The organism is Microbacterium canaveralium (genome assembly GCF_047238045.1).
In the GTDB taxonomy this organism is placed as follows: Bacteria; Actinomycetota; Actinomycetes; order Actinomycetales; family Microbacteriaceae; genus Microbacterium.
The window spans coordinates 1,677,697-1,702,352 of sequence record NZ_JBDFMA010000003.1 but is presented as its reverse complement, the minus strand read 5'-3'; the positions used below and the strand labels follow the sequence as shown (position 1 = coordinate 1,702,352).

Annotated in this window: 20 protein-coding genes and 2 tRNA genes; 15 read left to right on the top strand and 7 right to left on the bottom strand. The window is 70.7% G+C overall.

Annotated features, from left to right (window positions below; translation table 11 throughout):
- Positions 1 to 16: 16 nt before the first annotated feature.
- The 8 genes from recO to ABC271_RS09050 all read left to right on the top strand — a co-directional run bounded on the left by recO (position 17) and on the right by ABC271_RS09050 (position 7,652).
- Entirely contained in the window at positions 17 to 745 is a 729-nt protein-coding gene (gene recO / locus ABC271_RS09085; protein ID WP_412924559.1) for a DNA repair protein RecO, read from the top strand.
- Entirely contained in the window at positions 742 to 1,548 is an 807-nt protein-coding gene (locus ABC271_RS09080; RefSeq protein WP_412924558.1) for an isoprenyl transferase, read from the top strand. The genes recO and ABC271_RS09080 overlap by 4 nt, the downstream gene beginning before the upstream one ends.
- A 46-nt stretch (positions 1,549 to 1,594) precedes the next feature.
- On the top strand, positions 1,595 to 2,287 hold the full coding sequence (locus tag ABC271_RS09075) for a DsbA family oxidoreductase (RefSeq protein WP_412924557.1): 693 nt from the start codon (positions 1,595 to 1,597) through the stop codon (positions 2,285 to 2,287).
- Positions 2,288 to 2,357: 70 nt separating this feature from the next.
- Positions 2,358 to 3,524 carry a tRNA dihydrouridine synthase DusB gene (dusB, locus tag ABC271_RS09070; protein ID WP_412924556.1) on the top strand — a complete coding sequence of 389 codons (1,167 nt, stop codon included), beginning with the start codon at positions 2,358 to 2,360 and terminating at the stop codon, positions 3,522 to 3,524.
- On the top strand, positions 3,496 to 4,848 hold the full coding sequence (locus tag ABC271_RS09065; RefSeq protein ID WP_412924555.1) for a deoxyguanosinetriphosphate triphosphohydrolase: 1,353 nt from the start codon (positions 3,496 to 3,498) through the stop codon (positions 4,846 to 4,848). The genes dusB and ABC271_RS09065 overlap by 29 nt, the downstream gene beginning before the upstream one ends.
- The gene (dnaG, locus tag ABC271_RS09060; RefSeq protein ID WP_412924554.1) at positions 4,848 to 6,698 is read left to right on the top strand and encodes a DNA primase; all 1,851 of its coding nucleotides are present in this window, start codon (positions 4,848 to 4,850) and stop codon (positions 6,696 to 6,698) included. Before ABC271_RS09065 ends, dnaG begins: the two co-directional genes overlap by 1 nt.
- Positions 6,699 to 6,743: 45 nt before the next feature.
- A complete protein-coding gene (locus ABC271_RS09055; RefSeq protein WP_412924553.1) occupies positions 6,744 to 7,517 on the top strand; it encodes an ATP-binding cassette domain-containing protein in 774 nt (257 codons plus the stop codon).
- 62 nt (positions 7,518 to 7,579) lie between these two features.
- A tRNA-Asn gene (locus tag ABC271_RS09050) sits at positions 7,580 to 7,652 on the top strand.
- Between the two features lie 167 nt (positions 7,653 to 7,819).
- On the opposite strand, the gene ABC271_RS09045 is transcribed toward ABC271_RS09050, so the two are convergent.
- Entirely contained in the window at positions 7,820 to 11,920 is a 4,101-nt protein-coding gene (locus ABC271_RS09045) for an endo-1,4-beta-xylanase (protein WP_412924552.1), read from the bottom strand.
- A 146-nt stretch (positions 11,921 to 12,066) separates the two neighbouring features.
- Positions 12,067 to 13,089, bottom strand: coding sequence for a LacI family DNA-binding transcriptional regulator (locus ABC271_RS09040; RefSeq protein WP_412924551.1), 1,023 nt, complete (start codon positions 13,087 to 13,089; stop codon positions 12,067 to 12,069).
- 158 nt (positions 13,090 to 13,247) lie between these two features.
- On the opposite strand from ABC271_RS09040, the gene glsA reads away from it, so the two are divergent.
- Complete coding sequence (gene glsA / locus ABC271_RS09035) at positions 13,248 to 14,180, top strand: glutaminase A (RefSeq protein ID WP_412924550.1); 933 nt, start codon at positions 13,248 to 13,250, stop codon at positions 14,178 to 14,180.
- Between the two features lie 113 nt (positions 14,181 to 14,293).
- The gene (locus tag ABC271_RS09030) at positions 14,294 to 16,693 is read left to right on the top strand and encodes an acyltransferase family protein (protein ID WP_412924549.1); all 2,400 of its coding nucleotides are present in this window, start codon (positions 14,294 to 14,296) and stop codon (positions 16,691 to 16,693) included.
- A gap of 6 nt (positions 16,694 to 16,699) precedes the next feature.
- On the opposite strand, the gene def is transcribed toward ABC271_RS09030, so the two are convergent.
- Positions 16,700 to 17,266 (bottom strand): peptide deformylase, encoded by a 567-nt coding sequence (def, locus tag ABC271_RS09025; RefSeq protein WP_412924548.1) that lies wholly within the window; start codon positions 17,264 to 17,266, stop codon positions 16,700 to 16,702.
- Positions 17,267 to 17,307: 41 nt separating this feature from the next.
- On the opposite strand from def, the gene ABC271_RS09020 reads away from it, so the two are divergent.
- Positions 17,308 to 18,270, top strand: coding sequence for a DMT family transporter (locus ABC271_RS09020; protein WP_412924547.1), 963 nt, complete (start codon positions 17,308 to 17,310; stop codon positions 18,268 to 18,270).
- A 165-nt stretch (positions 18,271 to 18,435) separates the two neighbouring features.
- Positions 18,436 to 18,509: transfer RNA gene (locus ABC271_RS09015), tRNA-Ile, on the top strand.
- 86 nt (positions 18,510 to 18,595) lie between these two features.
- Here the strand turns inward: ABC271_RS09015 and hxlA are convergent.
- Positions 18,596 to 19,225, bottom strand: coding sequence for a 3-hexulose-6-phosphate synthase (hxlA, locus tag ABC271_RS09010; RefSeq protein ID WP_412924546.1), 630 nt, complete (start codon positions 19,223 to 19,225; stop codon positions 18,596 to 18,598).
- A gap of 47 nt (positions 19,226 to 19,272) precedes the next feature.
- Entirely contained in the window at positions 19,273 to 19,845 is a 573-nt protein-coding gene (hxlB, locus tag ABC271_RS09005) for a 6-phospho-3-hexuloisomerase (protein WP_412924545.1), read from the bottom strand.
- Between the two features lie 109 nt (positions 19,846 to 19,954).
- Here hxlB and ABC271_RS09000 point away from each other — a divergent pair, with 109 nt between their 5' ends.
- From ABC271_RS09000 to ABC271_RS08990, 3 genes are all read left to right on the top strand, one after another.
- Positions 19,955 to 20,782, top strand: a complete 828-nt coding sequence (locus tag ABC271_RS09000) for a helix-turn-helix transcriptional regulator (RefSeq protein ID WP_412924544.1) — start codon at positions 19,955 to 19,957, stop codon at positions 20,780 to 20,782.
- Positions 20,783 to 20,988: 206 nt separating this feature from the next.
- On the top strand, positions 20,989 to 21,165 hold the full coding sequence (locus tag ABC271_RS08995) for a TFIIB-type zinc ribbon-containing protein (RefSeq protein ID WP_412924543.1): 177 nt from the start codon (positions 20,989 to 20,991) through the stop codon (positions 21,163 to 21,165).
- Between the two features lie 35 nt (positions 21,166 to 21,200).
- Positions 21,201 to 22,067, top strand: a complete 867-nt coding sequence (locus ABC271_RS08990) for a zinc-ribbon domain-containing protein (protein ID WP_412924542.1) — start codon at positions 21,201 to 21,203, stop codon at positions 22,065 to 22,067.
- Positions 22,068 to 22,081: 14 nt separating this feature from the next.
- Here ABC271_RS08990 and ABC271_RS08985 read toward each other — a convergent pair whose 3' ends face one another.
- A complete protein-coding gene (locus ABC271_RS08985; RefSeq protein WP_412924540.1) occupies positions 22,082 to 23,104 on the bottom strand; it encodes a CNNM domain-containing protein in 1,023 nt (340 codons plus the stop codon).
- On the bottom strand, positions 23,101 to 24,495 hold the full coding sequence (locus ABC271_RS08980; RefSeq protein ID WP_412924539.1) for a hemolysin family protein: 1,395 nt from the start codon (positions 24,493 to 24,495) through the stop codon (positions 23,101 to 23,103). The genes ABC271_RS08985 and ABC271_RS08980 overlap by 4 nt, the downstream gene beginning before the upstream one ends.
- Positions 24,496 to 24,656 lie beyond the last annotated feature (161 nt).

Sequence of the window (24,656 nt, the reverse complement as noted above, 5' to 3'; positions counted from 1 at the left end):
GGGACGATAATGGACTGTGCCCACCTACCGCGACGAAGTCGTGGTCCTGCGTACCCACAAACTCGGGGAGGCGGACCGCATCGTCACCCTCCTCAGCCGTCGCCACGGCAAGATCCGCGCGGTGGCGAAGGGCGTCCGGCGCACCTCATCGCGGTTCGGGTCGCGGCTCGAGCCGTTCATGGTCGCCGACGTGCAGCTCTACCAGGGCCGTACCCTCGACATCGTCCAGCAGGCCGAGTCCCTCGGGGCGTACGGTGCCGAGATCGCGCAGCATTACGACCGCTACACCACCGCCAGTGCGATGGTCGAGACGGCAGACCGACTGAACGAGGCCGAGGCGACCCCGCAGCAGTATCTGCTCCTGGTCGGGGGACTCCGCGCCCTCGCGCGCGGCGATCACGCCGCGCGCAGCGTGCTCGACTCCTACCTTCTGCGCGCGATGGCGCTGTCGGGGTGGGCGCCCGGCCTGGGCGAGTGCGCGCGCTGCGGCACGGTGGGCGACCACGCCTACTTCCTCGCCCAGCTCGGCGGTGTCGTGTGCTCCGCGTGCGCGCCGGCGGGTTCGCCGCGCGTCGCCCGCGAGACCGTCGACCTGATGCGCGCGTTGATCGCGGGGGAGTGGGACGTCGTGGATGCCGCCCCCGACCGCACCACGGCCTCCGCCTCCGGTCTCGTCGCGGCCTACACCCAATTCCATCTGGAGCGGGGTATCCGCTCCCTCTCGCACCTGGAATCGAGTCGATGACCCCGAAGCCGTACACGCACCGCGACGCCGTCCCGTACCGCCCGCTCGACTGGACGGGGGAGTACCCCCCGACCTTCCCCAAGGGTTCGGTACCCGAACACGTCGCGATCGTCATGGACGGCAACGGCCGGTGGGCCAACCGGCGGGGCTTGACCCGCATCGAGGGGCACCGCGAAGGCGAGGCCGCCCTCCTCGACGTCGCTGCCGGAGCCATCCAGGCGGGCGTGAAGCACCTGTCCGTGTACGCCTTCTCCACCGAGAACTGGTCGCGCTCGCCCGACGAGGTGCGCTTCCTCATGGGTTTCAACCGCGAGGTCCTCCACCGCCGCCGCGACCAATTGAACGAGTGGAACGTGCGCATCCGCTGGGCCGGCCGCAGGCCGCGCCTGTGGGGTTCGGTCATCAACGAGCTGCAGGCGGCCGAGCGACTCACCGCGGGCAACGATGGCCTCACCCTGACGATGTGCGTCAACTACGGCGGACGAGTCGAGATCGTGGACGCGGTCCGCCGGATCGGCGAGGAGATCGCCGCCGGGAGGCTCAAGCCGTCGGCCGTCACCGAGAAGCTGATCCGCCGGAACCTGTACCAGCCCGACATGCCCGACGTGGATCTGTTCGTGCGTTCGAGCGGCGAGCAGCGCACCTCGAACTTCCTCTTGTGGGAGTCTGCGTACGCCGAGATGGTGTTCCTCGACACCCTGTGGCCCGACTTCCGTCGCACGCACCTGTGGGACGCGATCGGCCTGTACCTCTCCCGCGATCGACGGTTCGGCGGCGCCGTCGACACACCCGACACGAAGTGAATGCCGCTTTCGGAATAAGCCCGTCACCCGAAAGGTTTCTCACGACATGACGGATGCCATCAAGATCGACGTGTGGAGCGACATCGCCTGCCCCTGGTGCTTCATCGGGAAGCGCAACCTCGAGAACGGCCTCGCCGCCACCGCCGATGACGACGACGCGCCCGTCGTCGAGATCGAGTACCACTCGTTCGAACTCTCGCCCGACACTCCCGTCGACTTCGTCGGCGGCGAGGTGGACTACCTGTCGCAGCACAAGGGCATCTCGCCCTCGCAGGCGCGGGAGATGCTCGACCGCGTGACCGGTGTCGCCGCGGAGGCGGGTCTCGAGTACCGCTTCGACATCCTGCAGCACACCAACACCGTGAAGGCGCACGAGCTCCTCCACTTCGCCAAGGAGCAGGGTCGCCAGCTCGACCTGTCCGAGCGCCTCATGGCGGCGTACTTCCTCGAGGGCAAGCACGTCGGCCGCGACGACGACCTCATCGAGCTCGCGGTCGAGATCGGCCTGGACGCCGAGCTCGCCCGTGAGGCGCTCACGTCCGGTCGCTTCCGCGACGCGGTGCGCGCCGACCAGGCACAGGCGCAGGCCTACGGCATCAGCGGCGTGCCGTTCTTCGTGATCGACGGCAAGTACGGCGTCAGCGGCGCGCAGCCGGTCGAGGCCTTCACGCAGATCGCCCGTCAGGTGTGGGGCGAGCGTCGCGCGGCGGCCAGCGAGCCGGAGACCGCGCAGGCGTGACCCCTCCTCCCCAGACCGCCCCGCGCCCGCCGCGACACCGCACGGGCGCGGGGTCTGGGAGAATGGAACGATGACCACGGCATTGGCCCCGGCGCGTGCGCTGCGCATCGGCCCCATCGAACTCGACGCGCCCGTCGTGCTCGCGCCCATGGCCGGCATCACCAATACGGCGTTCCGACGGCTGTGCCGTGAATACGGCGCCGGGCTCTATGTCAGCGAGATGATCACGACGCGTGCGCTCGTCGAACGCAACGACACGACGATGCGCTTGATCCGCCACCACGAGTCGGAGACGCCCCGCTCGATCCAGCTGTACGGCGTTGACCCGGCGACCGTCGAGGCCGCCGTGCAGATGATCGTCGCGGAAGACCACGCCGACCACATCGACCTCAATTTCGGCTGCCCCGTGCCGAAGGTGACGCGGCGCGGCGGCGGGGCCGCGCTGCCGTGGAAGCTCACTCTCTTCCGCGAGATCGTCGAGCGCGCGGTGCGCGCCGCGGGTGACCTCCCACTCACGATCAAGATGCGCAAGGGCATCGACGCCGACCATCTCACCTACCTCGAGGCCGGCCGCATCGCGGAGGGTGCGGGTGTCGCCTCGATCGCGCTGCACGCGCGCACGGCATCCGAGTTCTACTCCGGGACCGCCGACTGGAGCGCGATCACGAAGCTCAAAGAGACGGTCACGAGCGTTCCGGTCCTCGGTAACGGCGACATCTGGTCGGCGTCGGATGCGGTCCGCATGATGGACGAGACCGGCTGCGACGGCGTCGTGGTCGGCCGCGGCTGCCTCGGCCGCCCGTGGCTGTTCGGAGACCTGGCGCGCGCTCTCGGCCGCCCCGGTGCCGCGTCGGGTGAACCCGTCGATGCGACGCTCGGATTCGTCGCGCGCGCGTTCCGTCGGCACGCGGAGTTGCTGGTCGAGTTCTTCGAGGACGAGGGTCGCGGATGCCGTGACATCCGCAAGCACGTCGCCTGGTACTTCAAGGGGTACCCGGTCGGCGGTGAGCTGCGCGCCAGCCTCGCCACCGCCTCGACTCTGGAAGAGATCGACGACCTGCTCTCCACGCTGGACCTCGACGCGCCTTACCCCGGCGAGGCCGCCGAGGGCCAGCGAGGTCGCGCCGGCACGCCCAAGCGCCCGGCCCTGCCCGACGGCTGGCTCGACTCCCGCGAGATCGGCGACGCCGCGGGTCGTGCCCTCGCAGATGCGGAGCTCCACCACAGTGGCGGTTGAAACCGCGTCGGGCCTCGCTCGACCCTCCGGGTACGACGACGTCGACGCCGCCCGGTTCTACGAAGAGCAGCACCGTTCGCTGCGCGACGACTTCGCGCGCGATCGTGCCCGCGTGCTGCACTCGGCGGCGCTGCGGCGCCTCGCCGCCAAGACCCAGGTGCTGAGCCCCGCGAGCCCCGCCGACTTCGCGCGCAACCGCCTGACTCACTCGCTCGAGGTCGCGCAGGTCGGTCGCGAGCTCGCCACGGCGCTCGAGCTCTCGCCCGATGTCGTCGACACCGCATGCCTGAGCCACGACCTCGGCCATCCGCCCTTCGGCCACAACGGCGAACGGGCGCTCAACGAGTGGGCCGAGGACATCGGCGGCTTCGAGGGCAATGCCCAGACGCTCCGCATCCTCACGCGCCTCGAGCCAAAGGTCATCAGCCCCGACGGCCACTCCTTCGGTCTCAACCTCACGCGGGCGAGCCTGGATGCCACGTGCAAGTACCCGTGGACCGCGGACGCGCCGCTTCCCGACCCGGGCGGCCGTCTGAAGTTCGGCGTCTACCCGGACGACGAACCCGTCTTCCACTGGATGCGCGGGGGCGCCCCCGGCCGCGTGCGGTGCATCGAGGCCGAGGTCATGGACCTCTCCGACGACATCGCCTACTCCGTGCACGACTTCGAGGACGCGGTCGTCAATCGATACATCGACCCCGCCGCCCTGGCATCCCCGGCGGGCTACGAGTCGCTCCTCACCGCGATCCAGACGTGGGTCGGCTACGACTTCTCGCGCGACGAACTCGCCGATGCCCTGTACCGCCTCATGCGGTTGCCCGAATGGATCGACGCGTTCGACGGCTCGCGCCCCGCGCTCGCCCGGCTGAAGAACCTGACCTCCGACCTCATCGGACGTTTCGCACGCGCCGCCACGACGGCGACCCGTGACGCGTACGCCGTCCGCGATCTCACGCGGTATCGCGCGCATGTCGTCGTCCCGCGCGTCGTCGAGGCCGAGATGGCCGTCCTCAAGGGCATCATCGGCGCGACCGTCGTGTCGATCGACGGCCGCAAGGCGCTCTACCGTGAGCAGCGCCGCGTGCTGAAGCGACTGGCATCCGCCCTGTGGGAGAACCCGGGGTCACTCGACACCCTGCACGGACCCGACTTCGAGAACGCCCCCGACGACGTCGCCCGTCGACGCGTCGTCGTCGACCAGGTCGCGAGCCTCACGGACCAGCTCGCGATCGCCTGGTACGGGCGTCTGGTGGGCGATGTCGATGCCGCCGAGCTCGGCGTCTGGGCGCCCGGCGCCCGACCGCCGCGGGGAGCGGATGCCTGATGGCGGGGCGCATCCGGCAGGCCGACATCGACGAGGTCAAGGCGCGGGTCAACATCGCCGACGTCGTCGGTGAGCGCGTCGCGCTGAAGCCCGCCGGCGTCGGCTCGATGAAGGGGCTGTGTCCTTTCCACGACGAGCGCAGCCCGAGCTTCCATGTGCGCCCGCAGGTCGGCTACTACCACTGCTTCGGGTGCGGCGAATCCGGCGACGTCTATTCGTTCCTCCGCGCCATGGACCACGTGTCCTTCACCGAGGCGGTCGAGCGGATGGCCGCACGCGTCGGATACACGCTCCACTACGAGGACGGTGGAGCCGCACCAGAGACGACGGGGCGATCCCGCCTCTACGCCGCCAACGCGGCCGCGGCCGAGTACTACCGCGGGCAGTTGATGTCGCCCGAGGCCGACACGGCTCGCCGCTTCCTCGGCGACCGCGGATTCGACGCGGGAGCCGCCGCACACTTCGGCGTGGGCTATGCGCCGAAGGGCTGGTCCTCGCTCATGGACCACTTGCTCGCCCAGAAGTTCTCGCGCGACGAGCTCGTGCAGGCAGGGCTGGTGTCGCAGGGGCAGCGCGGCGTCTACGACCGCTTCCGCGGGCGCGTCGTCTGGCCGATCCGCGACGTCACCGGGCAGGTGATCGGGTTCGGCGCCCGGAAGCTGTACGACGACGATCAAGGACCGAAGTACCTCAACACCCCCGAGACGCCGATCTACAAGAAGGCGCAGGTGCTCTACGGCCTCGATCTGGCCAAGCGCGACATCTCACGCGAGCACCGGGTCGTCGTCGTCGAGGGGTATACCGACGTCATGGCCTGCCACCTCGCCGGCATCACGACCGCGATCGCGTCGTGCGGCACCGCGTTCGGCAGCGACCACATCACGGTGCTGCGGCGCGTGATGGGCGACGACAGTGCCTCGGGTGAGGTGGTCTTCACCTTCGACCCGGATGCCGCGGGCCAGAAGGCGGCGCTCCGCGCCTTCGCGGAAGAGAAGCGTTTCGCCGCCCAGACGTACGTGGCCGTCGCCCCCGGGGGCCTCGATCCGTGCGATCTGCGGCTCCAGCGCGGCGACGGCGCGGTGCGCGCGCTGATGGACAACAAAGCACCGATGTTCGAGTTCGTCATCGACCAGCGCCTCAAGGATTACGACCTCTCCAGCGTGGAGGGGCGCGCCGGCGCGCTGCGAGCTGCAGCTCCGATCGTGTCCGACATCCGCGACCCCGCCCTTCGCCCCGGGTACGTGCGCGTACTGGCGCGGCGCCTGGGACTCGACATCCCCGAAGTCCAGAGCGCCGTCGAGCGTGCCGCCCGTGGTGCCGACAGAGCCGAGAAGCGCGAGGCGCAGCGCGGAGGAGGCACCGAGGCTCCGGCGCCCGTCGCCGTGTCGGTCACGCTGGCGTCTCTGCCGAACACCCGCGACGTCGCCCTCGAGCGCGGGGCGATGATGGCCTTCCTGCAGTACGGCCACCGGATCGAACCCGACCTGTTCGTCCGCGCGCTGCAGACACCCTTCGGCCACCCCGCCCTCGAAGCGGTGCGCAGCACCCTGGCATCCACCGATCTGTCTCAACCGGGATGGGCCGTCACTGCGGTCGAGGCGGTCCGCGAACCGTTCCGTACGCTCGGCGTCGAACTGCTGACGGCGGATTTCCCGGCGCGGAACGAGGAAGGTGCGGTCGCGGCCGCCAACGACCTCGCGCGGCGCGTCCTCCTGCGCGAGCTCGATCGGCAGAAGGCCGAACTCGTCCGAGGAATCCAGCGCGTGCAGCCGGGTTCCGAAGAGGCGCGCCAGCTGGGTCTGCGGCTTCGCGAGCTGGACGCCGATCGCCAGCGGCTGACCGAGTCCTGAAACGTCGCGGTGGCATCGGCGCCGCCGGTCAGGGAGGATGTTCACATGCCCCGGTCCCTCGACACCGCCGTCGCCGTCCGCGCCGATGACCTCTCGCTCGCCCGAAGCGGCGTCCGCGTCATCGACGGCGTGACCCTCACCCTGGCGGCGGCACACACCCTCGTGGTCATGGGACCGACGGGATCGGGGAAGAGCTCGTTGGCGTCGCTCCTGGCGGGACGGCCCGACGAAGGACTCGCCGTCGTCGGGGGAGACGCCCGCGTTCACGGCATCTCGGCGCGGCATCCCGGGCGCGCCGTTCGCGAGTGGACCTTCCACACCGGATATCTCCCGCAGGGGGCGGGGGCGAACCTGCCGGCGCGTCTCACGGTGTCCGAGGTCATCTCCGAACCGATCACGGCACGCGATCGCCGCGTCAACGCGCGTGCCCTGGCGGTGCGCGTCGCGACCCTGCTCGACGAGATGGAACTGCCGCTCGGGGCCGCACCGAAATACCCCTACGAGCTGAGCGCGGGCATGCGGCAGCGCGTCGCGCTCGCGCGCGCCCTCATCCTCGAGCCGCGCCTCTTCGTCGCCGACGACCTCTACGCCAACCTCGATGTCGAGGTGCGTCAGGCGGTGCGGACGGCGATCGTTCGCCGTCGAGACGAGCGCGGAATGTCCGCCCTCATCGTCACGAACGACTCCGATGCCCCCCGAGACCTGGATGCCGATGTTCTCGTGCTGCGCGCCGGTCATGTCGTCGCCTACGGCCACGGAACCGACGACCTGCAGTGGACGCCGGGCGGCGCGCCCGACCGACGGATTTCGGCCGGCTGATTTTCTCGCGACGCCGCGGTGCTGTTAGTATCGTCTGGTTGCCCGCCGCCAGGTGGGCATGATCCTCGGTAGCTCAATTGGCAGAGCAATCGGCTGTTAACCGATAGGTTCTTGGTTCGAGTCCAAGCCGGGGAGCGAGAGACCCGCGTTGATCTAGCGCGGCTCTCACCTTAGGCCCGGGCTTCCACCCCGGGCCTTTCTTTTCGCCTTTCGCCGGTGAGCTCGACGTCGAGCAGCACGGCGAAAGGGGGCGCCCGCCTGAGCGGTCGCCCCCTTCCGTGTTGCCTGACCCGGGGGGAAGGTCAGGTGCGCTGCCGTCGCCGATGGATGACGAGCCCCGCGCCGCCGAGCACCATCAGAGCGCCCAGAACCACGGCACCCAGCGACGTCGCGCCGCCCGTGGTCGCCAGTTCGTCCGCCGAGCCGCGGGAGGGCGGCACGGGTCCGGATGCCGAACCGGGGGCCGGAACGGTGCCGGGATCTGTAGCCGGGTCCGTACCGGGGTCCGTGCCGGGGTCAGTTCCCGGGTCGGTGCCCGGATCCGTGCCCGGATCCGTTCCGGGGTCCGTGCCCGGATCCGTTCCGGGGTCCGTGCCGGGGTCCGTGCCCGGATCCGTGACCTCAGCCGCCAGCTCGGCCACGCCCCAGCGGGCGGTGCTCTGATACCCGGTGCCGGTGGGGTCGGCCCAGGTCTTCACCGAGAACCGCCCGTCGGGGCGACCATCGTTGACCTGGAAGTCGATGCCGTGCACGGTCTCGAGGCCGCCCAGAGGCACGTTGCTCTGCCCGCCCGACTGCCCCACCAGATCGATCGCGACCTCGACGCGGTACCCCGTGTCGGTGCGCGCGGTGGCACTCGACGACACCCGCGCCTGCTGGACGGCGGTGTTGCCCGAGCCGAACGACAGCACGTTGTCCGCCGAGATGCGGATCTGGGTGTCGTTCGGACCGTAGGTGCCCGCCTTGGCGTTCCCCAGGTCCAGGAAGAGCTCGACGCTGTCCTGCTGCCACGGATCGCTCCCCGACAGATCGATGACCGGGTCGGTCACGTCGAACAGAGCGTAGAGCGTGTTGCCCTGCCAGAGCGTGCGCACCTCGGCGCTCGCCCCCTCGTCCGACCCCTCCACCGTGCGACCGGTGGTCGCCACCGCGGCGTCGGCGTAAGCGGCATCCCCCTGCCCGTCCACTGTCGGCGCCGCGAGCTCCGGCACCTGCAGGAACGAGAGCGGTTCGAGGAAGGAGAGCCGGCCGGTGGCGCCGGGGGAGTTCCACCCTCCGACGACCTCGCCTCCGCGCAGGAGACGCACGTCGAAGTCGGCGCCCTGTCCGGCCTCCACGCCCGAGTGCGGCAGGTGGGCCAGAGTGAAGGTCACCCCGTCGACGACTTCCTGCGCGCCCGCGACCGAGCCGGAGACACCCGGGGCGAAGAAGTACTCCTGACCCCCGTAGGTGAAGGCCACCCGATCGGGCGTCGCCGCCGACCGGACGATCACCGCGAGGTGGTCGTCGTTCCAGCGCGCCTGCCACCCGCCCGCATCCGCCGTCAGCGGGTGGAACGGGAGGTTGCGCCATTCCGGCGCGTCCGTGAACCCGGCACCGGGCTGCACGTCGCCCTCGAACACATTTGCGGTCGTGACCAGCGGCGGGAGTCCCGCGCTGTCGTCGATCGCACCGTAGTACGCGGGCTTCGGCTGGAGTCCGCCCGTGAACGGCAGCGGCTGCTGTTCGGCACGCCACGAGCGCGTGTCAGTGAGACCCCACACCGTGGCGGAGAAGATCTTCTCCGCTGCCGGTGCCGCGGCCTGGTACTCCCGCAGGAGGGCGAACACGTCGCGGTAGAAGTAGCCCTGCCGGACCCGGTTGGGGTCGTCGGCGGGGTTGATCGTCACGTCGAGCTCGGTGACCGCCTGCAGGAGACCCAGTCCTTCGAACCGTTCCAGTGCACCGCGCAGCGCCGAGATCGGCGTGTTGATCGAGGTGTGGAACTGGTGGCCCACGCCGTCGATCGGCACATCCGCGTCGAGCAGTCGCCGGACGAGAGCCTCGTACTGTGCGCCCTTGGCGTCGATCTCGGTGTTGTAGTCGTTGATGAAGAGCTTGACCGGACGATCCGTGCCCGGCGCCGCATACTCATCGTTGAACGCCTCGTCCGCGTATCGGAAAGCGAGCCGGATGAACTCCTCTCCCAACACCTGATACCACCGGCTGGTGCGCAGACCGTCCGGCGTCGCCTGATCCGAGATCACCTCGTTGACCACGTCCCACGCGACGAGCGGGTTCGTGTCGGACCCGTACAGTCCGTAGTCGTCCGCGATGGATGCCGCCACCCGGAAGATGTGCGTCCGCAGACGTTCGCGCAGCTGCTCCTTATCGGCATCCGAAGTCGTGAGCTCACGACCCGCGTCGTCCTGGAAGAACCACGCCGGGGTCTGCGAGTGCCAGACCAGGACGTGCCCGTACAGCCGCAGATCCTCCGCCTGCGCGTAGTCGAGCAGGGCGGTCGCCTCGGGGTTGCGCGCGAACTGCCCCGGACCGGTGTACCAGGCCTCGACCTTCATGTGGTTCTCGGGAGTGATCTGGTCGTAGTGGTGCAGCAGGAGCTGTGACGCGGCACCGGTCGTCTCGCGGGAGTCGATCGCGACGCCCAGGGGGAAGTCCACCGTCTCCTTCAGCCCGGTGAGGTCCGTGTCGACCTGCGCGGCCTCCGGGACCGAGATCCGGACCTGATCCACGAGGAAGGTCGAGGTGTTGCCACTGTTGTAGCGAGCCTCGAAGTAGATCTCGGCGTCCGAGTCGTAGGTCGGCACCGTGAACTCGCCGCGCACGGTCGTCCACCCGGTGGCGGTCGCGTTCTCGATCTGGAGCAGGTTCGAGAAGTTCGGCGTGCCGCCGGAGACGGTCCGTGCCGACAGGGTGAGCCCCTGGCCGGTGGTCGATCCGGGCGCGAAGCGCACGGCCGCGCTCACGGCGTAGGTCTCGCCCGGCTCGAGGAGACCCGCGATGTCATGCTGCACGCCGTCACCCTCGTGGGTGCGCTGCCCGACCTGAACCGCCGAGACGGTTTCGTCGGCACCGCCGTCGACGACGGTGATCTCCGGGTCCGACGTGTCCGATCCCGCGCGAGCCGACCAGCCGTCGAGGTCACCGGAATCGAAGTCGGACTCGATGAGGACGTCCCCGGGCTGCGGATCGCCCTCGCCACCACCGGGCTGCGCGGCGGGCGCCCCCACCGGAAGGGAGAACGTCCAGCCGTCGGCCAGCCGCTCGGGCACGACCGTGCGCACCGCGGCGAGCGACCCGCTGCGGTCACCTCCGCCGTCGTGCACGAGCACGACCTGGCCGGCCTTGGTCGCGGCACGCAGGTTCGTCGTAAGGGTCGGGACGTCCTGCGTCTCCGAGTCGTTGATCGTGTTGGTCACGGCGAGAGGCTGCATCCCGAGCGACACGGCCGCGGCAGGGGTGTTGCCCCACGAACCGTTCGGCGCGCGGAAGAACGGCACGGGAAAGTCGTCGTCCCCCAACGCCGTCCGAATGAGGGAGAGGTTCTCCGCCATGCGTGCGGACGCCTGCGCCTGCGTCAGCGAGCCCATGTCGTCGTAGGTGGTCGAGTGGTTGCAGAGCACGTGCCCCTCGGCGACGATGCGCCGGAGGATGTCGGCACCACCGGGGGCGGTGATGTTCTGGCCGATGACGCAGAACACCGCCGTGATGTCGTTCTCGGCGAGGAAGTCGAGCAGCGCGGGGGTGGTTCCGGGGTTCGGCCCGTCATCGAAGGTGAGCGCGGCGACGTTCCCGGTCCCCTGCGCGGCGGAGACGGGCGTCGCCGTGGGGTTGACGGCACCGCCCGGTGCGACGTCGGGCGCTTCGCCGCCCCCGGGGGCGGCCTCGGAGGTCACGAGGATGTCGTCGACGTAGTAGGTGAACGCGGGCGTGCCGGCGATGTCGGAGGTGCCGATGTACGCCTGCAGCCCCGAGACGTCACCGGCCTCGGCGGTGTAGCTGCCGGAGATCGTCGTCCACCCCGATGCGGTCACCGTGGTGTTGCCGATCCAGGTGTACGCCGGCTTCATGACCAGGCGGGCGCTCGTGTCGGGGGTGCCGGGAGCCAACCGCACCCGGAGCGAGAAATCGTAGGTGGCGCCGGCCTCGTAGATGCCGGTCGGACTCTGGATGCCGACGTAATCAGCGTCGCGTCCGGCGACCTCGAGCACCTTCCCGCCGTCGAGGTCGATGACGCGCAGGGTGTCATCGGTCCCGCCGCTGCGGGTCCAGGTGCCGGTGGTGCCGTCTTCGAAGTCGACTGAGCTGACGGTGGTCGGGGCGGCGGCCGCGGGGGCGGCACCGCCGAGCATGAGGGCTCCCACGGCGGCGAGGGAGACCAGGGGGGATATGCGTCTGTGCACGAGCGCTCCTTTGCGCGTTTGGTTGTGGCAGACAACATATGCGCGCGGACCACGGTCTCGTATCGCCAGGTTACGCAAACGTTACGAAACCACGGCGAAAGTTCCGTGGGCGCGCTCCCACGGCCTCGCGGACCTTCCGGAGGCGGTCAGCGCGGCGGCGCGGTGCTGCCGCGAACGACGAGATGCGTCGCGAGATCCATGCGGGGGACCACCTCGGGGGCGCTGCGCGTGGCGGCATCCAGGACCATCCGCGTCGCTTCCGCCCCCATCCGCCGCAGCGGTTGATGCACGGTCGTCAGGGCGGGGCTGACCCACCGCGCGGGAGCGATGTCGTCGTACCCGACGACGGAGAGATCGTCGGGGAGTCGCATTCCCCGCTCGCGCGCCGCGTCGTAGACCCCCAGCGCCTGCAGATCGTTCCCGGCGAAGATCGCGGTGGGCGCGTCGTCCATCGACAAGAGCTCGCGCGCGGCGTCGCGCCCGCCCTCGACGTAGAAGGTGCCGAAGCGCACCCATCGCGGGTCGACGTCCAGACCCGCGCTCGCCATCGCGGACCGATACCCGTCCACGCGGGCGAGCGAGCAGAGCATGTCCTTCGGCCCGCTGATCGCTGCGATCCGCCGGTGTCCGAGTTCGATGAGATGCCGCGTGGCGGCGAGACCGCCCGACCAGTTCGCCGAACCCACCGAGGGGATGTCCGCCGGCGGGTCGCCCGCGGAGTCCACGATCACGAGGGGGATGCCACGGGTGGCCAGGCGCAACCGCTGACGGCCGACGAGCGCGGAGGCGACCAGGACGATGCCGGCAGGACGACGTCGGAGGGCGCCCTCCAGCCAATCCTCGCCGAGGGAGTGCGCGCCACCGCTCTCTGTGACGACGACCGCGAGTCCCCGCTCTTTCGCGACCTCCTCGACGCCGGCGATGATCTCCATCGACCAACTCGCCTCGAACTCGTGGAAGACGAGTTCGATGAGATCCCCGCGGGGCTTCTCGCCGACGGCACGGCGCGAATAGCCGCGCGCGGTCAGCAACTCCTCGACGCGGGCACGCGTGGCGGCGGAGATGTCGCCGTGGCCGTTGAGCACCTTGGAGATCGTCGCGACGGACACTTCCGCCTCGGCGGCGATGTCGGCGAGACGGACGCGAGACCCTCCGGTTGCGGCGCTCATGCGGCGATTCTACGGCCTGTTCGCGAAAGTTTCGGTGCTTCACACGCCGTCCGCGCGCCCTTCCGAGAGTCGCGCGCTCGCCCGTCCCCTTTGCACATCGGGGACCCGCGAGGGGCCGGACGGTGTCCGATGCGACCGATCACTGCGAGGGTGGGGGAGTGAACCCGCCCTCGGACCCCCGCCGGTACGACCTCGAAGCGCTGCGCGCACGTGTGCGCGACGAACGCGGCGGGAGGGTGGACGACAGCATCCCGCAGCTGGCCGAGGCCGATCCGGACCTGGTCGCCATCGCGCTCGTGCTGCCCGACGGCACGGCGCGGACGAGCACCGGCTGCGATGTGACGTTCAGTCTCCAGTCGGCGGTCAAACCGTTCCTCTTCGCCCTTGCGCTCCTCGACACCGACGGCGAGGCGCTGGACCGCGTCGGCATCGAGCCGACCGGCGAGGCCTTCGACGCACTGAAGCTCGAGAGCGACACCGGGCGTCCGCCGAACCCGATGGTGAACGCCGGTGCGCTGCTGACGGCCTCTCTCGTCGACGGCTCGGACGCGGAGGCGCGAGCCGACCGCATCGCCCGGGGGCTCTCCGCCTTCGCCGGACGGACCCTTGACGTCGACGATGACGTCGCCCACAACGAGCACCTGCTCGGCGATCGCAATCACGCGCTCGCCCACCTCATGCGGGCCGAGGGCACACTCACGCCGAGCGCCGACGACGCGGTCGCCGTGTACGCCCGCGCGTGCGCGACCCTCGTCGACACAGAGACCCTCGCGGTCATGGGCGCCACGCTCGCCTTCGGTGGGCTCAACCCGCGCACGGGCGAGCGCGTCGTCCCGCGTCGTGTGGCTCGTGACGTCGTTTCCGTGATGGCGACGTGCGGCGTCTACGACGGATCGGGTCGGTGGATGCGAGCGGTCGGCATCCCGGCGAAATCGAGCGTGTCCGGCGCGATCGTCCTGTCGGCCCCGGGACGACTCGGCGCCGCGACCGTGAGCCCGCCGCTCGATGAGCAGGGCACGAGCGTCCGCGGGCGCATCATGAGCGAGGCGCTGAGTGACGACCTCGCCATCCACAGCTTCGAGGTCGGCTGAGCGGCGACTCCCGCACGACACGCGCTCTTTCCACGATCCCGAAGGGCACACTGGGAGCGGTTCCATTAAGCTCTCTGTGGTCGTCTTGCGCGACCCGAGAGGAAGCCCCGCCCGTGCCCGTCGTTCCCCGCCGTACCCGCCTCGACCTCCAGGGGCTTCGGGCGTTGGCCGTTCTCGGCGTCGTGGCGAGCCATCTCACGGGATGGCCGACCGGCGGTTTCGCGGGGGTCGACGTGTTCTTCGTCGTGTCGGGGTTCCTCGTCACCGGCATCCTGCTCCGTGATCTCGCGGCCACCGGGACGATCGATCTGCGCGCCTTCTTCGCTCGACGCATCCGGCGGCTGCTCCCGGCCGCACTGCTCGTGCTGTCGACCGTCGTGGCACTGGGGTTCGCCCTCTTCCACCAGACCCGCGCGGAACAGACGCTCGGTGACGCCCTGTCCGCGCTGGGGCTCGTGTCGAACTGGCGGTTCGGTCTCCAGGGGCGCGACTACTTCTCCTCCACCGACGTCTCGCCGCTGCAGCATTTCTGGTCGCTGTCCATCGAAGAGCAGTTCTCGCTCGTGTGGCCGCTGCTGCTCCTCGTCGTGATCGCGCTGCTCCCGCGCACCTCCCGCCGGGGCGTCGGGGGGCGTTGGCTCGTCGGCGGGGTGGCGATCGTCCTCGTCGCCGCCTCCGCCGTCGCCGCTGTGCAGTTGACCGCGAGCGACCCGACCGGCGCGTACTTCTCGACCCTCGCCCGCGTGGGGGAGCTCGGCGTCGGAGCCGCCCTCGCTGCGCTCGCGCCCGTCCTGGGACGGCTGCCGGCGACATTGCGTGTCCTGCTCGCCTGGGCCGGCGTCGGCGCCGTCGTCGCCGCGTTCGTCGTCATCGACCCCACGTCGCCGTTCCCGGCACCGTGGGCTGCCCTGCCGGTGACGGGCGCCGCCCTGGTCGTCGCCGCCGGTATCGGGGGAGACCCGCGCCATCGGCATCTCTTCCCGTTGACGAACCCCCTCAGCGTGGCCGTCGGCAACGTCTCGTACTCGCTCTACCTCTGGCACCTCCCCGTGATCGTGTTCGCGGGCGTCCTTCTGCCCGCCGGACCCGCGTGGATGCCGATCGTGCTCCTCGCCACGGTCGTGCTGACGGTCGCCACCTACCTGGGCCTCGAGCAGCCCATCCACCGGTCGCCGTGGCTCGAGCGCCATCGCCCCGCCGCGGAGGAGAACCCGGCCGCTTCCGAACCCGTCTCTGTCGCGCCGGAGCCGGCACCGGTCGCTCGGCCGGCGGCGCTGGCATCCCGACCTGCCGGATGGGTGCCCGGCCAGCGCTACTACCCGGGCGCGCGTCCACGGCCGGCGGAGGACGTGACCCCGGCGCTGCCGGAGCCGGAACACGTGACCTCGGCGCTGCCAGAGCCCGCGCCGGTCCCCGCCGCCGCGCTCGACCACGCGAGCGCCACCGCGCCCGATCCGCAGCCCGAGCCCGCCGCCGAGACGGCTCCGCCTTCGCGTCCGCTCACCTGGGCCGCGTGGCGCGAGCGCTTCTCGGCCCGCATCGGGCTGGCCGCCGCCGTGCTCACCATCGGGGCGGGAGCAACGGTGCTGTCCGTCTTCGTGACCTACGGTGCGCCGGTCCTGCAGCTGCCCGGCATCACAACCGTCGCCGCGCCCGACCCGGCCGAAGTCGCCGACGCGCTGCCCACGCTGCAGGCGCAGCTCGCCGCGGCCGTGAGCGCCGACGCCTGGCCGGAACTGCATCCAGGACTCGACGAGGTCATCCGCGAGTCGTCCTCCGACAACCGTGCCCACGACTGCTTCACGCCGGATGCCACGCCCGACCCCGGACGCTGCACGTTCGGCGACCCGTCGGCATCCCACCATCTCTATCTCGTCGGTGACTCCAGTGCGATGGCGTACGCGCCGACGATCGCGGCCCTCGCCGAGCAGAGCGGGGGAGCGTGGCGCGCGACGACGGTCGGAATGTACGGATGCCGCTTCACCGACGTCATGATCGAGACCCGTGATCCGGCGGTCGCAGCCAACTGCGCGGCGCGCAAGGAGCAGGTGCGGGCGATGGTCGCGGCCGACCCGGCCGATCTCGTGATCGTGTCCAACGCGTTCACGCTCGGGACGGCGGTGGGCGGAGCGTCGCTCGACGCCGCGCAACTGGCCACGGCGACGTTCGCCGAGGTCGGGGCCTGGGCACCACCCGGCCGCACGGTCTTCCTGTCACCGCCGCCCCACGGCGCCGACCTCGACCGGTGCTATTCCCCCGTGACCGGGCCGTCCGCGTGCCTCGCCGCCGTGGACGACGTGTGGACCCAGATGGAGTCGGCCACCGAGGCCGAAGCCGCGGCCACGGGGAACAACGCGATCAGCGCGCTGCCGTTCACGTGCTGGCAGAACGTCTGCCCGGCTTTCGCCGGAGACACCCCCGTGCGGTACGACGAGACGCATCTGACGCCGGCGTTCGCCGAGCGTCTCGCGCCCATCCTTCAGCAGGAGCTGCAGGCACGCGGACTGTACTGAAGCCCGTCACGCGTCGATGTCGTCGACGCCCGGCATCCAGGATGCGCCGGGCTTCCCCCACTTGCGCTTCTTCGCGATCTTCGCGACGGCGCGGCTGTCTTCCTCGTCCAGACGGTCGACGTACAACACGCCGTCGAGGTGATCGAACTCGTGCTGCAGGATGCGAGCACGCCACCCCGAGACCTCGATGCGCACCGGCGCTCCGTCGAGGTCGACGCCGGTCAGCAGCGCCGCATCGGATCGACGCAGCGGGAACCGCTCGCCGGGGAACGACAGGCATCCTTCCGACTCCTCATCGGGGTCGGGGTAGCCCGGTTCGAGCGGACGGATCCACAGCTCGGGGTTGATGACGACACCGCGCCACGGCTCGCCCTCGTCGTCCTCGTACGAGTACGTGAAGATCCGCAGGCCAACGCCGACCTGGGGGGCGGCAAGGCCCACGCCGGGAGCGGCATCCATCGTCTCGAACATGTCGGCGACGAGGGTGCGGATGTCGTCGGTGATCTCGTCGACAGGGGAAGCGGGGGCGTGCAGCACGGGATCGCCCATGATGCGGATAGCGAGAACGGCCACGTCACCAGCCTATGCGGCGATGCGGCGGCTATCGTCGGAGGGTGATTCCGCTCGATGTCTCCCTCACCGACGGTATCGATCAGCTCGTAGGCGTCTTCCGCGATCCCCGCATTCTGCTCGGTATCCCGTTGGCGCTGCTGGGCGCGGTTTTCATGTCGTTCGGCGCGCAGTATCAGCACCGGGGCGTGCAGAAGGTGGAGCGCCTGTCCGGCAAGACGACGGGCGGACTGTCGCGTTCGCAGATGACGTCGCTGCTCACGCGCCCGTCGTGGGTCGCCGGCACGGTCATGCTCGGTCTCGCGATCGTGTGTCAGCTCGCGGCACTGTCCGTCGCGCCGCTCATCCTCGTGCAGCCCCTGGGCGCGATCGCGCTCGTGATCACGACGATCCTCAACGCCCGCGTCACCCACCACAAACCCACGCGGCAGTCGCTCATCGCGATCGCCGCCTGTGTCGGCGGCATCTTCATCTTCGTCACGATCGCGGCGTTCTTCGCCACCGAGCACGTCGTCACCTCGCGCGAGCTGCTGATCATCCTCGGCATCCTGGCCGTGGTCGTCGTCGTGTTCGGGGTGTTCTGGTTCCTCGTGCGGCGTCGCGCGCAGGCGCTGTTCTACATCATGGCCGCGGGCGTGATCTACGGTTTCGTCGCGACGTTGGCGAAGGTCATCATCAGCCGCATCCAGGCCGGCAACTTCGAGTGGCTGACGTTGCTGTGCGTCGTGGCGCTGCTGGCCGCGGTCGCCGTGGGGGCCTACTTCGTGCAGACCGCGTACTCGGTCGGTCCGCCCGACCTCGTGATCGCCGGTCTCACCGTGATCGACCCGATCGTCGCCGTGCTCATCGGCCTCTCGGTGCTCGGTGAGGCGTCGACGGCCCCCGCGTGGGCGCTGATCGGCTTCGTCATCGCCGGCGCGATCGCCACGTGGGGCGTCATCCAGCTGACCCGCCACCACCCGCAGCTGACGGCCGACGGCAAGCCGAAGAAGCCGCGCGTCCACTGACCCGAGTCCGTCCCGCGCTCACGATCGGTCGAAGGCACACGTTCGGGTCGACGACACACGTCGGGGACGGCCCGGGCGTGCGCTTTCGGCCGGATCGTGTGTCCTCGGCGCTCGAAGCACGGCCGCACGGCCGGGGAGGGATGCCGGTAGGCTCGGGAACCGCGAGGGGCGGTGGCCAAGCTGGTCAAGGCAGCGGGCTCATAACCCGACGATCGTGGGTTCAAGTCCCACCCGCCCTACTCCCGCGGCCCAGCCGCAGAGGCCCGAACGAGCGACGGGGGCCCGGCACCTTTCGGCGCCGAGCCCCCGTTTCGGTTCGAACGGATCAAGCCGCGGTGATCGCGGCGCGGATCTCGGCGGCCGCGGCGGCGACGTCGTCCGCGCTGTAGATCGCGCTGCCGGCGACGGCGATCCGGGCGCCGGACTCCTGCACGGCGCGCACGGTGCCGGCGGTGATGCCTCCGGCGACCGAGAACGCGACACCGGATGCCTCGCCGTCGCGCAGCAGCGTCTCGAACGTGAAGCCGTCCTCGGCCTGCTCATCGAGTCCCGCGTGCATCTCGACGAACTCGACGCCGAGCGCGGTGACCTCCTTCGCACGAGCGGCCTTGTCGGGCACCCCGATGAGGTCGACGACGACGCCCTTGCCGTGCGCCTTCGCGGCCTTCACGGCACCGGCGATCGTGCTGTCACCGGCGACGCCGAGCACGGTCACCAGGTCGGCTCCGGCCTGGAAGGCCATGTCTGCCTCGAGCTCGCCGGCATCCATCGTCTTGAGATCGGCGAAGACGATCTTGTCGGGGTGAGCCTGCTTGACCGCGGTGATCGCCGAGAGGCCGGCGCTCTTGATCAGCGGGGTGCCGAGCTCGAGGACGTCGACGTAGGGTGCGGCCTTGCCCGCGAGGTCGAGCGCGTGCTCGGTGGTCAGGGTGTCCATGGCGAATTGGAGCTGCATGGGGGATGTCCTTTCAGTGGGGTGTGCCGCCGGGTCTCCGGCGCGGGTCATTCGAGATTCGCGTGGCGGGGCCACAGGTCGTCGGCGGATCGACCGCTGCGCTGCCACAGGGCATGGAAGACGGCGTCGCCGAGGAGCGCGACCGCCTGCTCGAAGAGGCTTCCGGCGTACTGGACGGATGCCGTGCCGGACCGATCCGTCTTCGTCGCCGCCGGGATGACGACGGTGGTGTCCGCGAGGTCGGACAGCGGCGACGAATCGGTGGTCGACACGGCGAGCACGCGCGCTCCGGCCTCGGCCGCGGTCCGCGCTGCCTGCACGATGCCCCCGGTCGTGCCCGAACCGCTCGCCACGAGGAGGAGGTCACCGCGGCGAATCGCCGGGGTCGTGACCTCGCCGACGACGTGCACGGTGAGTCCCAGGTGCATGAGGCGCATGGCCGTCGAGCGCAGTGCCAACCCGGATCGGCCGGCGCCGTGCACGAACACCCGGTCGGCATCGCTCAGGAGCAGGAGCGCGCTCTCGAACGGCACGGGATCGGCGTGGCGGAGAGCCGACACGACGTCCTGCAGTTCGCTGCCGATGGTGCCGAGGGCGTCCGCGATCGTGGTGGGGGGCATGGCTCGATGCTCGTCGTGATCCGCGGCATCCGCTGCTGCCCGGCCAGGCGGCATCCCCATCCGATCGGGTGGGACCGCTCTTTCGGGTAGGACGAGTAGGTTCGAGCGCATGGCGACAGACGGAGAGATCCACGCGAGCCGCACGGCCGCGTCCGAGCACGCCCGCACCGTCGCGGACCAGGCCGACCGTCACGCCCTGACGCTCGAGTCGATCCTCGCGGCACTCCGCTCCGGGCGTCTGTCGGACGCGGCCGCCCGCGCCGAAGCCGTCGAGATCGCCTCCGCCGCCCTCATCGAGCTGCGCACCGCGACCGACCGGCAGCGCAGCACCCTGCTCGAGCCGGTGACCGGTGCGTTCTCGCGCCTGCGCGCCGATCTGCGGCCCCTCGTGCGGTTCGGCGACCTCGACGTGCAGTTCGTCGAACCGCCCACCACCGGTCGCGCACTCCCCGGCGACGTCGCGCACAGCGCGCGGGCGATCGTGCGCACCGCCGTGCTGGCGCTCGTCGACGACGGCGAGGCGCGCCGCGTTCGCATCCAGTGGGACTGCGACGGGCGGAATCTCCTCATGCAGCTGCGCGACGACGGAGCCGGCACCCTCGGCGCGCACGACGACGCCGTACGTCCGATCGCGGAGCGAGTCGTCGCCCTCGAGGGGAACCTCGCGATCGCGTCCACACCGGGATGGGGTTCCACCCTCGACATCTCGCTCCCGCTGGACCCGTCGCCGCGCTCGGCCGAAGCGGCGGCCGACTCCGACCTCACGCAACGCGAACGCGACGTCCTGCGGCTCGTGGCGACCGGCGTGGGCAATCGCGAGATCGCCGAAGGACTCGGCATCAGCGTGAACACCGTCAAGTTCCACGTCGCGAACCTCCTCCGGAAGCACGGCGCCCGCACGCGCGCAGAGCTGGCCGCGGCCGGCGCGCGGGGCTGAGGCGCGGCCGGCGCCCGCCGCCGAGATCACCGCCCTTCGCCGACATGACCCGCCATTCCAGACGAGGGCGGGTCATCTCGGGAAACGCGAGTGATCTCGCGTCCGACGTCCGGGCGGGGGGCGCACGACGGGAACACGCCGCGGGCCAGGAACGTTCTCGTCGAGGGCACCCGCGATGGGTGGGGCCGGACCCGAGCGGAGTGACCATGAGCTACCCCGACTACCCCGACGACGGCGCGCAGCCGATCTGTCCGTCGTGCGGCATCACGATGCACCCGCTCATCGACGAGGGCATCGACGCCGACGAGTGCCGGGAGTGCGGCTTCCGGCTCGCGTGGGATCGGGCGGATGACGGGGATGCCGCTGACCGCTGGGACGACTGAGACCCGGTGTCGGTGGTCGCCGCTACCGTCTTCGCGTGGCGGAGCGAGTCGAAGCGTGGTGGGCCCGGCGGCAGTGGTCGAAGGGTGCTGACGTGCCGTACGCGGTCGGGGCATACCGCGAGGCGTGGGCCGCATTCCCGGCGCTGATCCGTCAGTACCACCCCGACCTCAATGCGGGGATCGCGCTGAGTCAAGTGCCGCCCGCCGCGGACGTGCTGCTGCTGTGGCAGTGCGACTCCGGGCATCGGTTCGCGGCCACACCGACCGAGCAGCGGCTCCGGCCGGGCCGCGAGCGGCGGCGCAGCGCGTGGTGTCCGGAGTGCAGCGAACTCGCCGCGCCGACCCGGGTCGTGGCGTTGCCGATGCGCGAGTCCGTCGACGACCCCTCACCGCCGAAAGCCGCCGTGCTGCGCGCGCGACGGCCGCGCAAGGCCCCGCCGGTGTGCGAGAAGACACCGGAGCTACCCCCCGGTGACGCGTTCGTCTCGGTCTGCGCCCCCCGACCGGCTTCCGCGGTCGAAGACCGCCTCCGCGCAGACCTGTTCGGTCGCTTCGCCCTCACCGAGGGGGTGAACGCGGTCCGCGCGGCCCGGCCGTTCTTCCAGCACCTCGAGATCTGGCCCGACCTCGTGCTCCCCGAGCTGCGCATCGCCGTCGAGTACGACTCGATCGGGCGGCACGGGCTCGAGCACGTCGGCCGACGCGAGCAGGCCGACCGCCGCAAAGACCGCGCCCTCCGCGCCATCGGCTGGGAGGTCGTCCGCCTGCGCACCGGCAGGCTCGAGCCCCTCGGCCCCCACGATCTGCAGCTCACGGCCTGGAACCGCGGAGCGCTCGACCGGCTGGTCGAGACGTTCCGCGGCATCCGGGGTCCGCTGCTCGTCGACGCGTATCTGCGGTGAGGGGCACGGAGCGCTCAGCGCGCGGCGTCCGCCACCTGTCCCGCCCCGGGCAGGATCCGCGTGAGCAGGTCATCGAGGGTCACGACGCCGAGCAGCCGCTCGCCGTCCACCACCGTCGCCAGCTGCACGCGGCCACGGCGCATGCGGCCGAGAGCGTCGTACGCCGAGGTGTCCGGGGCAAGGACGAGCGCATCGCGCGCGATCGCCGCCGCGGGCGTCGTGGGGGCTGCGTCGAGCGTGTCGCGGACGTGCGCGACACGCGCCGAGGCACCGGCTCCGACGAGGATCCGGAGGTGCGTGGATGCCGCGGCCGCCGCCTGCACGTCGGCCGCCGTGGCATCCGCCGGAACCGCCGTCGGCGTCCGGTCGGTGCGGACGATATCGCCGACCGTGACCGTGCCCATCTCGATGGCCTGGGCGATGGGCCCCGAGTACTGCTCGTCGAGGGTGCCCGCGCGCCGCGAGTGCGCGACGAGCTCGCGGATCGTGTCGGCGTCCTGCCCGCCGGCCGCCGCCTTGTCCACCGGCTCGACGCCGGACGCGCGCACGAGACGGTTCGCGATGCGGTTGATCCACAGAAGGAACGGGCGCAGCGGCCACGTCATCGCGCGGGCCAGGATGCCGGTGGCCTTCGCCGCCGTCTCGGGGTGCGCGATCGCCCACGACTTCGGTGCCATCTCGCCGATGACGAGGTGCAGGAACGTCACGACGATCAGCGCCAGCAGGAAGGCGATCACGTCGGCGAGCACGGCGGGCAGACCCCACTGCGCGAGGACGGGCGCCAGGGCGTAGTCGATCGCCGGCTTCGTGATCGCGCCGAGCAGGAACGTGCAGGCCGTGATTCCGAGCTGCGCGAACGCGAGCATGACCGTCAGCTCATTGACTCCTCGCAGGGCCGCACGCGCGGAGGCGCTGGTCGCCGCCTCCTCTTCCAGCCGGTGACGGCGGGCGGCGAGCAGCGCGAACTCGACGATCACGAAGAACGCGCTCGCGACGATGAGCGCCGCGGTGATCAGGGTGACGACCCACCAGCTCATCGGGCCACCTCCTCATCGGCGGCTTCGACCGGGTCGACATCCCGGTCCCTCTCGCGCAGACGCACGACGAGCTGCGACGGGACGTGCCGGTCGACCTCGATGACCTCGATGTCGAGCCAGCGATCCACGTGCATTCCCTGGACCACCTCGCCGGCCCGTTCGGGCAGGTCGACCCGGACGACCGCGCCGACGACGGGGAGGTCGCCGTGGGTGTCGATCACGAGGCCGGCGGCGGTCTCGACGTCGCCGTCCGCGAGGTCGTACCCGATCAGTCGTTCCAGTTCGTCGAGGTGCAGGTCACCGGGAACGGTCCACGCGGCCTCGCCCATGGAGGCCACCTCGTCGACCTCGACGTCGTGCTCATCGGACAGCTCGCCGATCACTTCCTCCGTGAGATCTTCGATCGTGAGGATGCCATCGAAGTTGCCGTACTCGTCCACCACGCACGCGAGCTCGTTGCGGCTGCGGCGCATGCGGTCGAGGGCGACGGGCAGAAGCATCGACGTCGGAAGGACGACGGCCGGACGCATGACCGACGACACCGGGGTATCGGCATCCGGCTTCTCGCGGAGGACGTCGATGAGCTCGACGACTCCCACGGGGGAGTCTTCGTCACCGATCACGGGGTAGCGCGTGTGCCCGGTGGCCATGAGCGTCCGCACCTCGCCGACGGTGGTGTCGGGACGGACCGAGTCGACGTGCGACCGGGGGATCATGGCGTGTTCGACGTCCCGCCGGGGGAAGTCGAGGATGCGGTCGATGATCATCGAGAGGTCGTCGGGCAGGTCGCCGCTCGCGCGGGATTCCTCGACGATCGCTTCCAGATCGCGCGCGGTCGCGCTCTCGTCGACGTCTTCCAGCGGCTCGATGCGCGCCAGGCGCAGCAGCGCGTTGGCGGCGACGTCGAACACGGTGATCAGCCAGCCGAAGGCGAGCAGGTAGATGCGGGTGGGCACCGCGAGCGCCCGGGCGAGCGGCTCGGGGTTCGCGATGGCGAGGTTCTTCGGGTATAGCTCACCGAAGATCATCGTCACGATGGTCGCGAGCAGGAGCGCCGCAACCGTCCCGATCGCGATCGACACGCCGGGGTCGACGCCCGCGCCGCCGAGCAGGGTCCCGATCGAGGCCCCGATGAGCGGCTCGGCCACGTAGCCGATCAGAAGGCCCGTGACGGTGATGCCCAGCTGCGCGCCCGACAGCATGAACGACGTGCGCTGCGTGATCGCGAGCACACGCTTCGCCTGCACGTCGCCCTTCTCGGCGCGCGCCGCCAAGCGCGCCCGATCGACGGACATGTACGCGAACTCCTGTGCGACGAAGAAGCCGCAGGCGGCGATGATCGCCAGCGTCACGACGACGCCGACGAGCAGCGTCAGGACAGCAGCGAGCATCGGATCTCACCCCCTCTCGAAACGAGGGGGCTCGAAGATCGGCCCTCCTGGTCGGGGGAGGTGCGGGGAAGGCTCACGGGGGATTCTCTCTCGTGGGTCGTCGATGGTGAGGAGAACCGTATCCGCCGTCGCTTGGAAAGCGCTGAGGCCGTTCCCGAACG

What these genes read in the sequence shown, in the direction of transcription:
- ABC271_RS09080 (WP_412924558.1), top strand. Translation starts at nt 742, where the DNA reads ATGACCCCGAAGCCGTACACGCACCGCGACGCCGTCCCGTACCGCCCG.
- ABC271_RS09075 (WP_412924557.1), top strand. Translation starts at nt 1,595, where the DNA reads ATGACGGATGCCATCAAGATCGACGTGTGGAGCGACATCGCCTGCCCC.
- dusB (WP_412924556.1), top strand. Translation starts at nt 2,358, where the DNA reads ATGACCACGGCATTGGCCCCGGCGCGTGCGCTGCGCATCGGCCCCATC.
- ABC271_RS09065 (WP_412924555.1), top strand. Translation starts at nt 3,496, where the DNA reads ATGCGGAGCTCCACCACAGTGGCGGTTGAAACCGCGTCGGGCCTCGCT.
- dnaG (WP_412924554.1), top strand. Translation starts at nt 4,848, where the DNA reads ATGGCGGGGCGCATCCGGCAGGCCGACATCGACGAGGTCAAGGCGCGG.
- ABC271_RS09055 (WP_412924553.1), top strand. Translation starts at nt 6,744, where the DNA reads ATGCCCCGGTCCCTCGACACCGCCGTCGCCGTCCGCGCCGATGACCTC.
- ABC271_RS09040 (WP_412924551.1), bottom strand. Translation starts at nt 13,089, where the DNA reads ATGAGCGCCGCAACCGGAGGGTCTCGCGTCCGTCTCGCCGACATCGCC.
- hxlA (WP_412924546.1), bottom strand. Translation starts at nt 19,225, where the DNA reads ATGCAGCTCCAATTCGCCATGGACACCCTGACCACCGAGCACGCGCTC.
- hxlB (WP_412924545.1), bottom strand. Translation starts at nt 19,845, where the DNA reads ATGCCCCCCACCACGATCGCGGACGCCCTCGGCACCATCGGCAGCGAA.
- ABC271_RS09000 (WP_412924544.1), top strand. Translation starts at nt 19,955, where the DNA reads ATGGCGACAGACGGAGAGATCCACGCGAGCCGCACGGCCGCGTCCGAG.
- ABC271_RS08995 (WP_412924543.1), top strand. Translation starts at nt 20,989, where the DNA reads ATGAGCTACCCCGACTACCCCGACGACGGCGCGCAGCCGATCTGTCCG.
- ABC271_RS08985 (WP_412924540.1), bottom strand. Translation starts at nt 23,104, where the DNA reads ATGAGCTGGTGGGTCGTCACCCTGATCACCGCGGCGCTCATCGTCGCG.
- ABC271_RS08980 (WP_412924539.1), bottom strand. Translation starts at nt 24,495, where the DNA reads ATGCTCGCTGCTGTCCTGACGCTGCTCGTCGGCGTCGTCGTGACGCTG.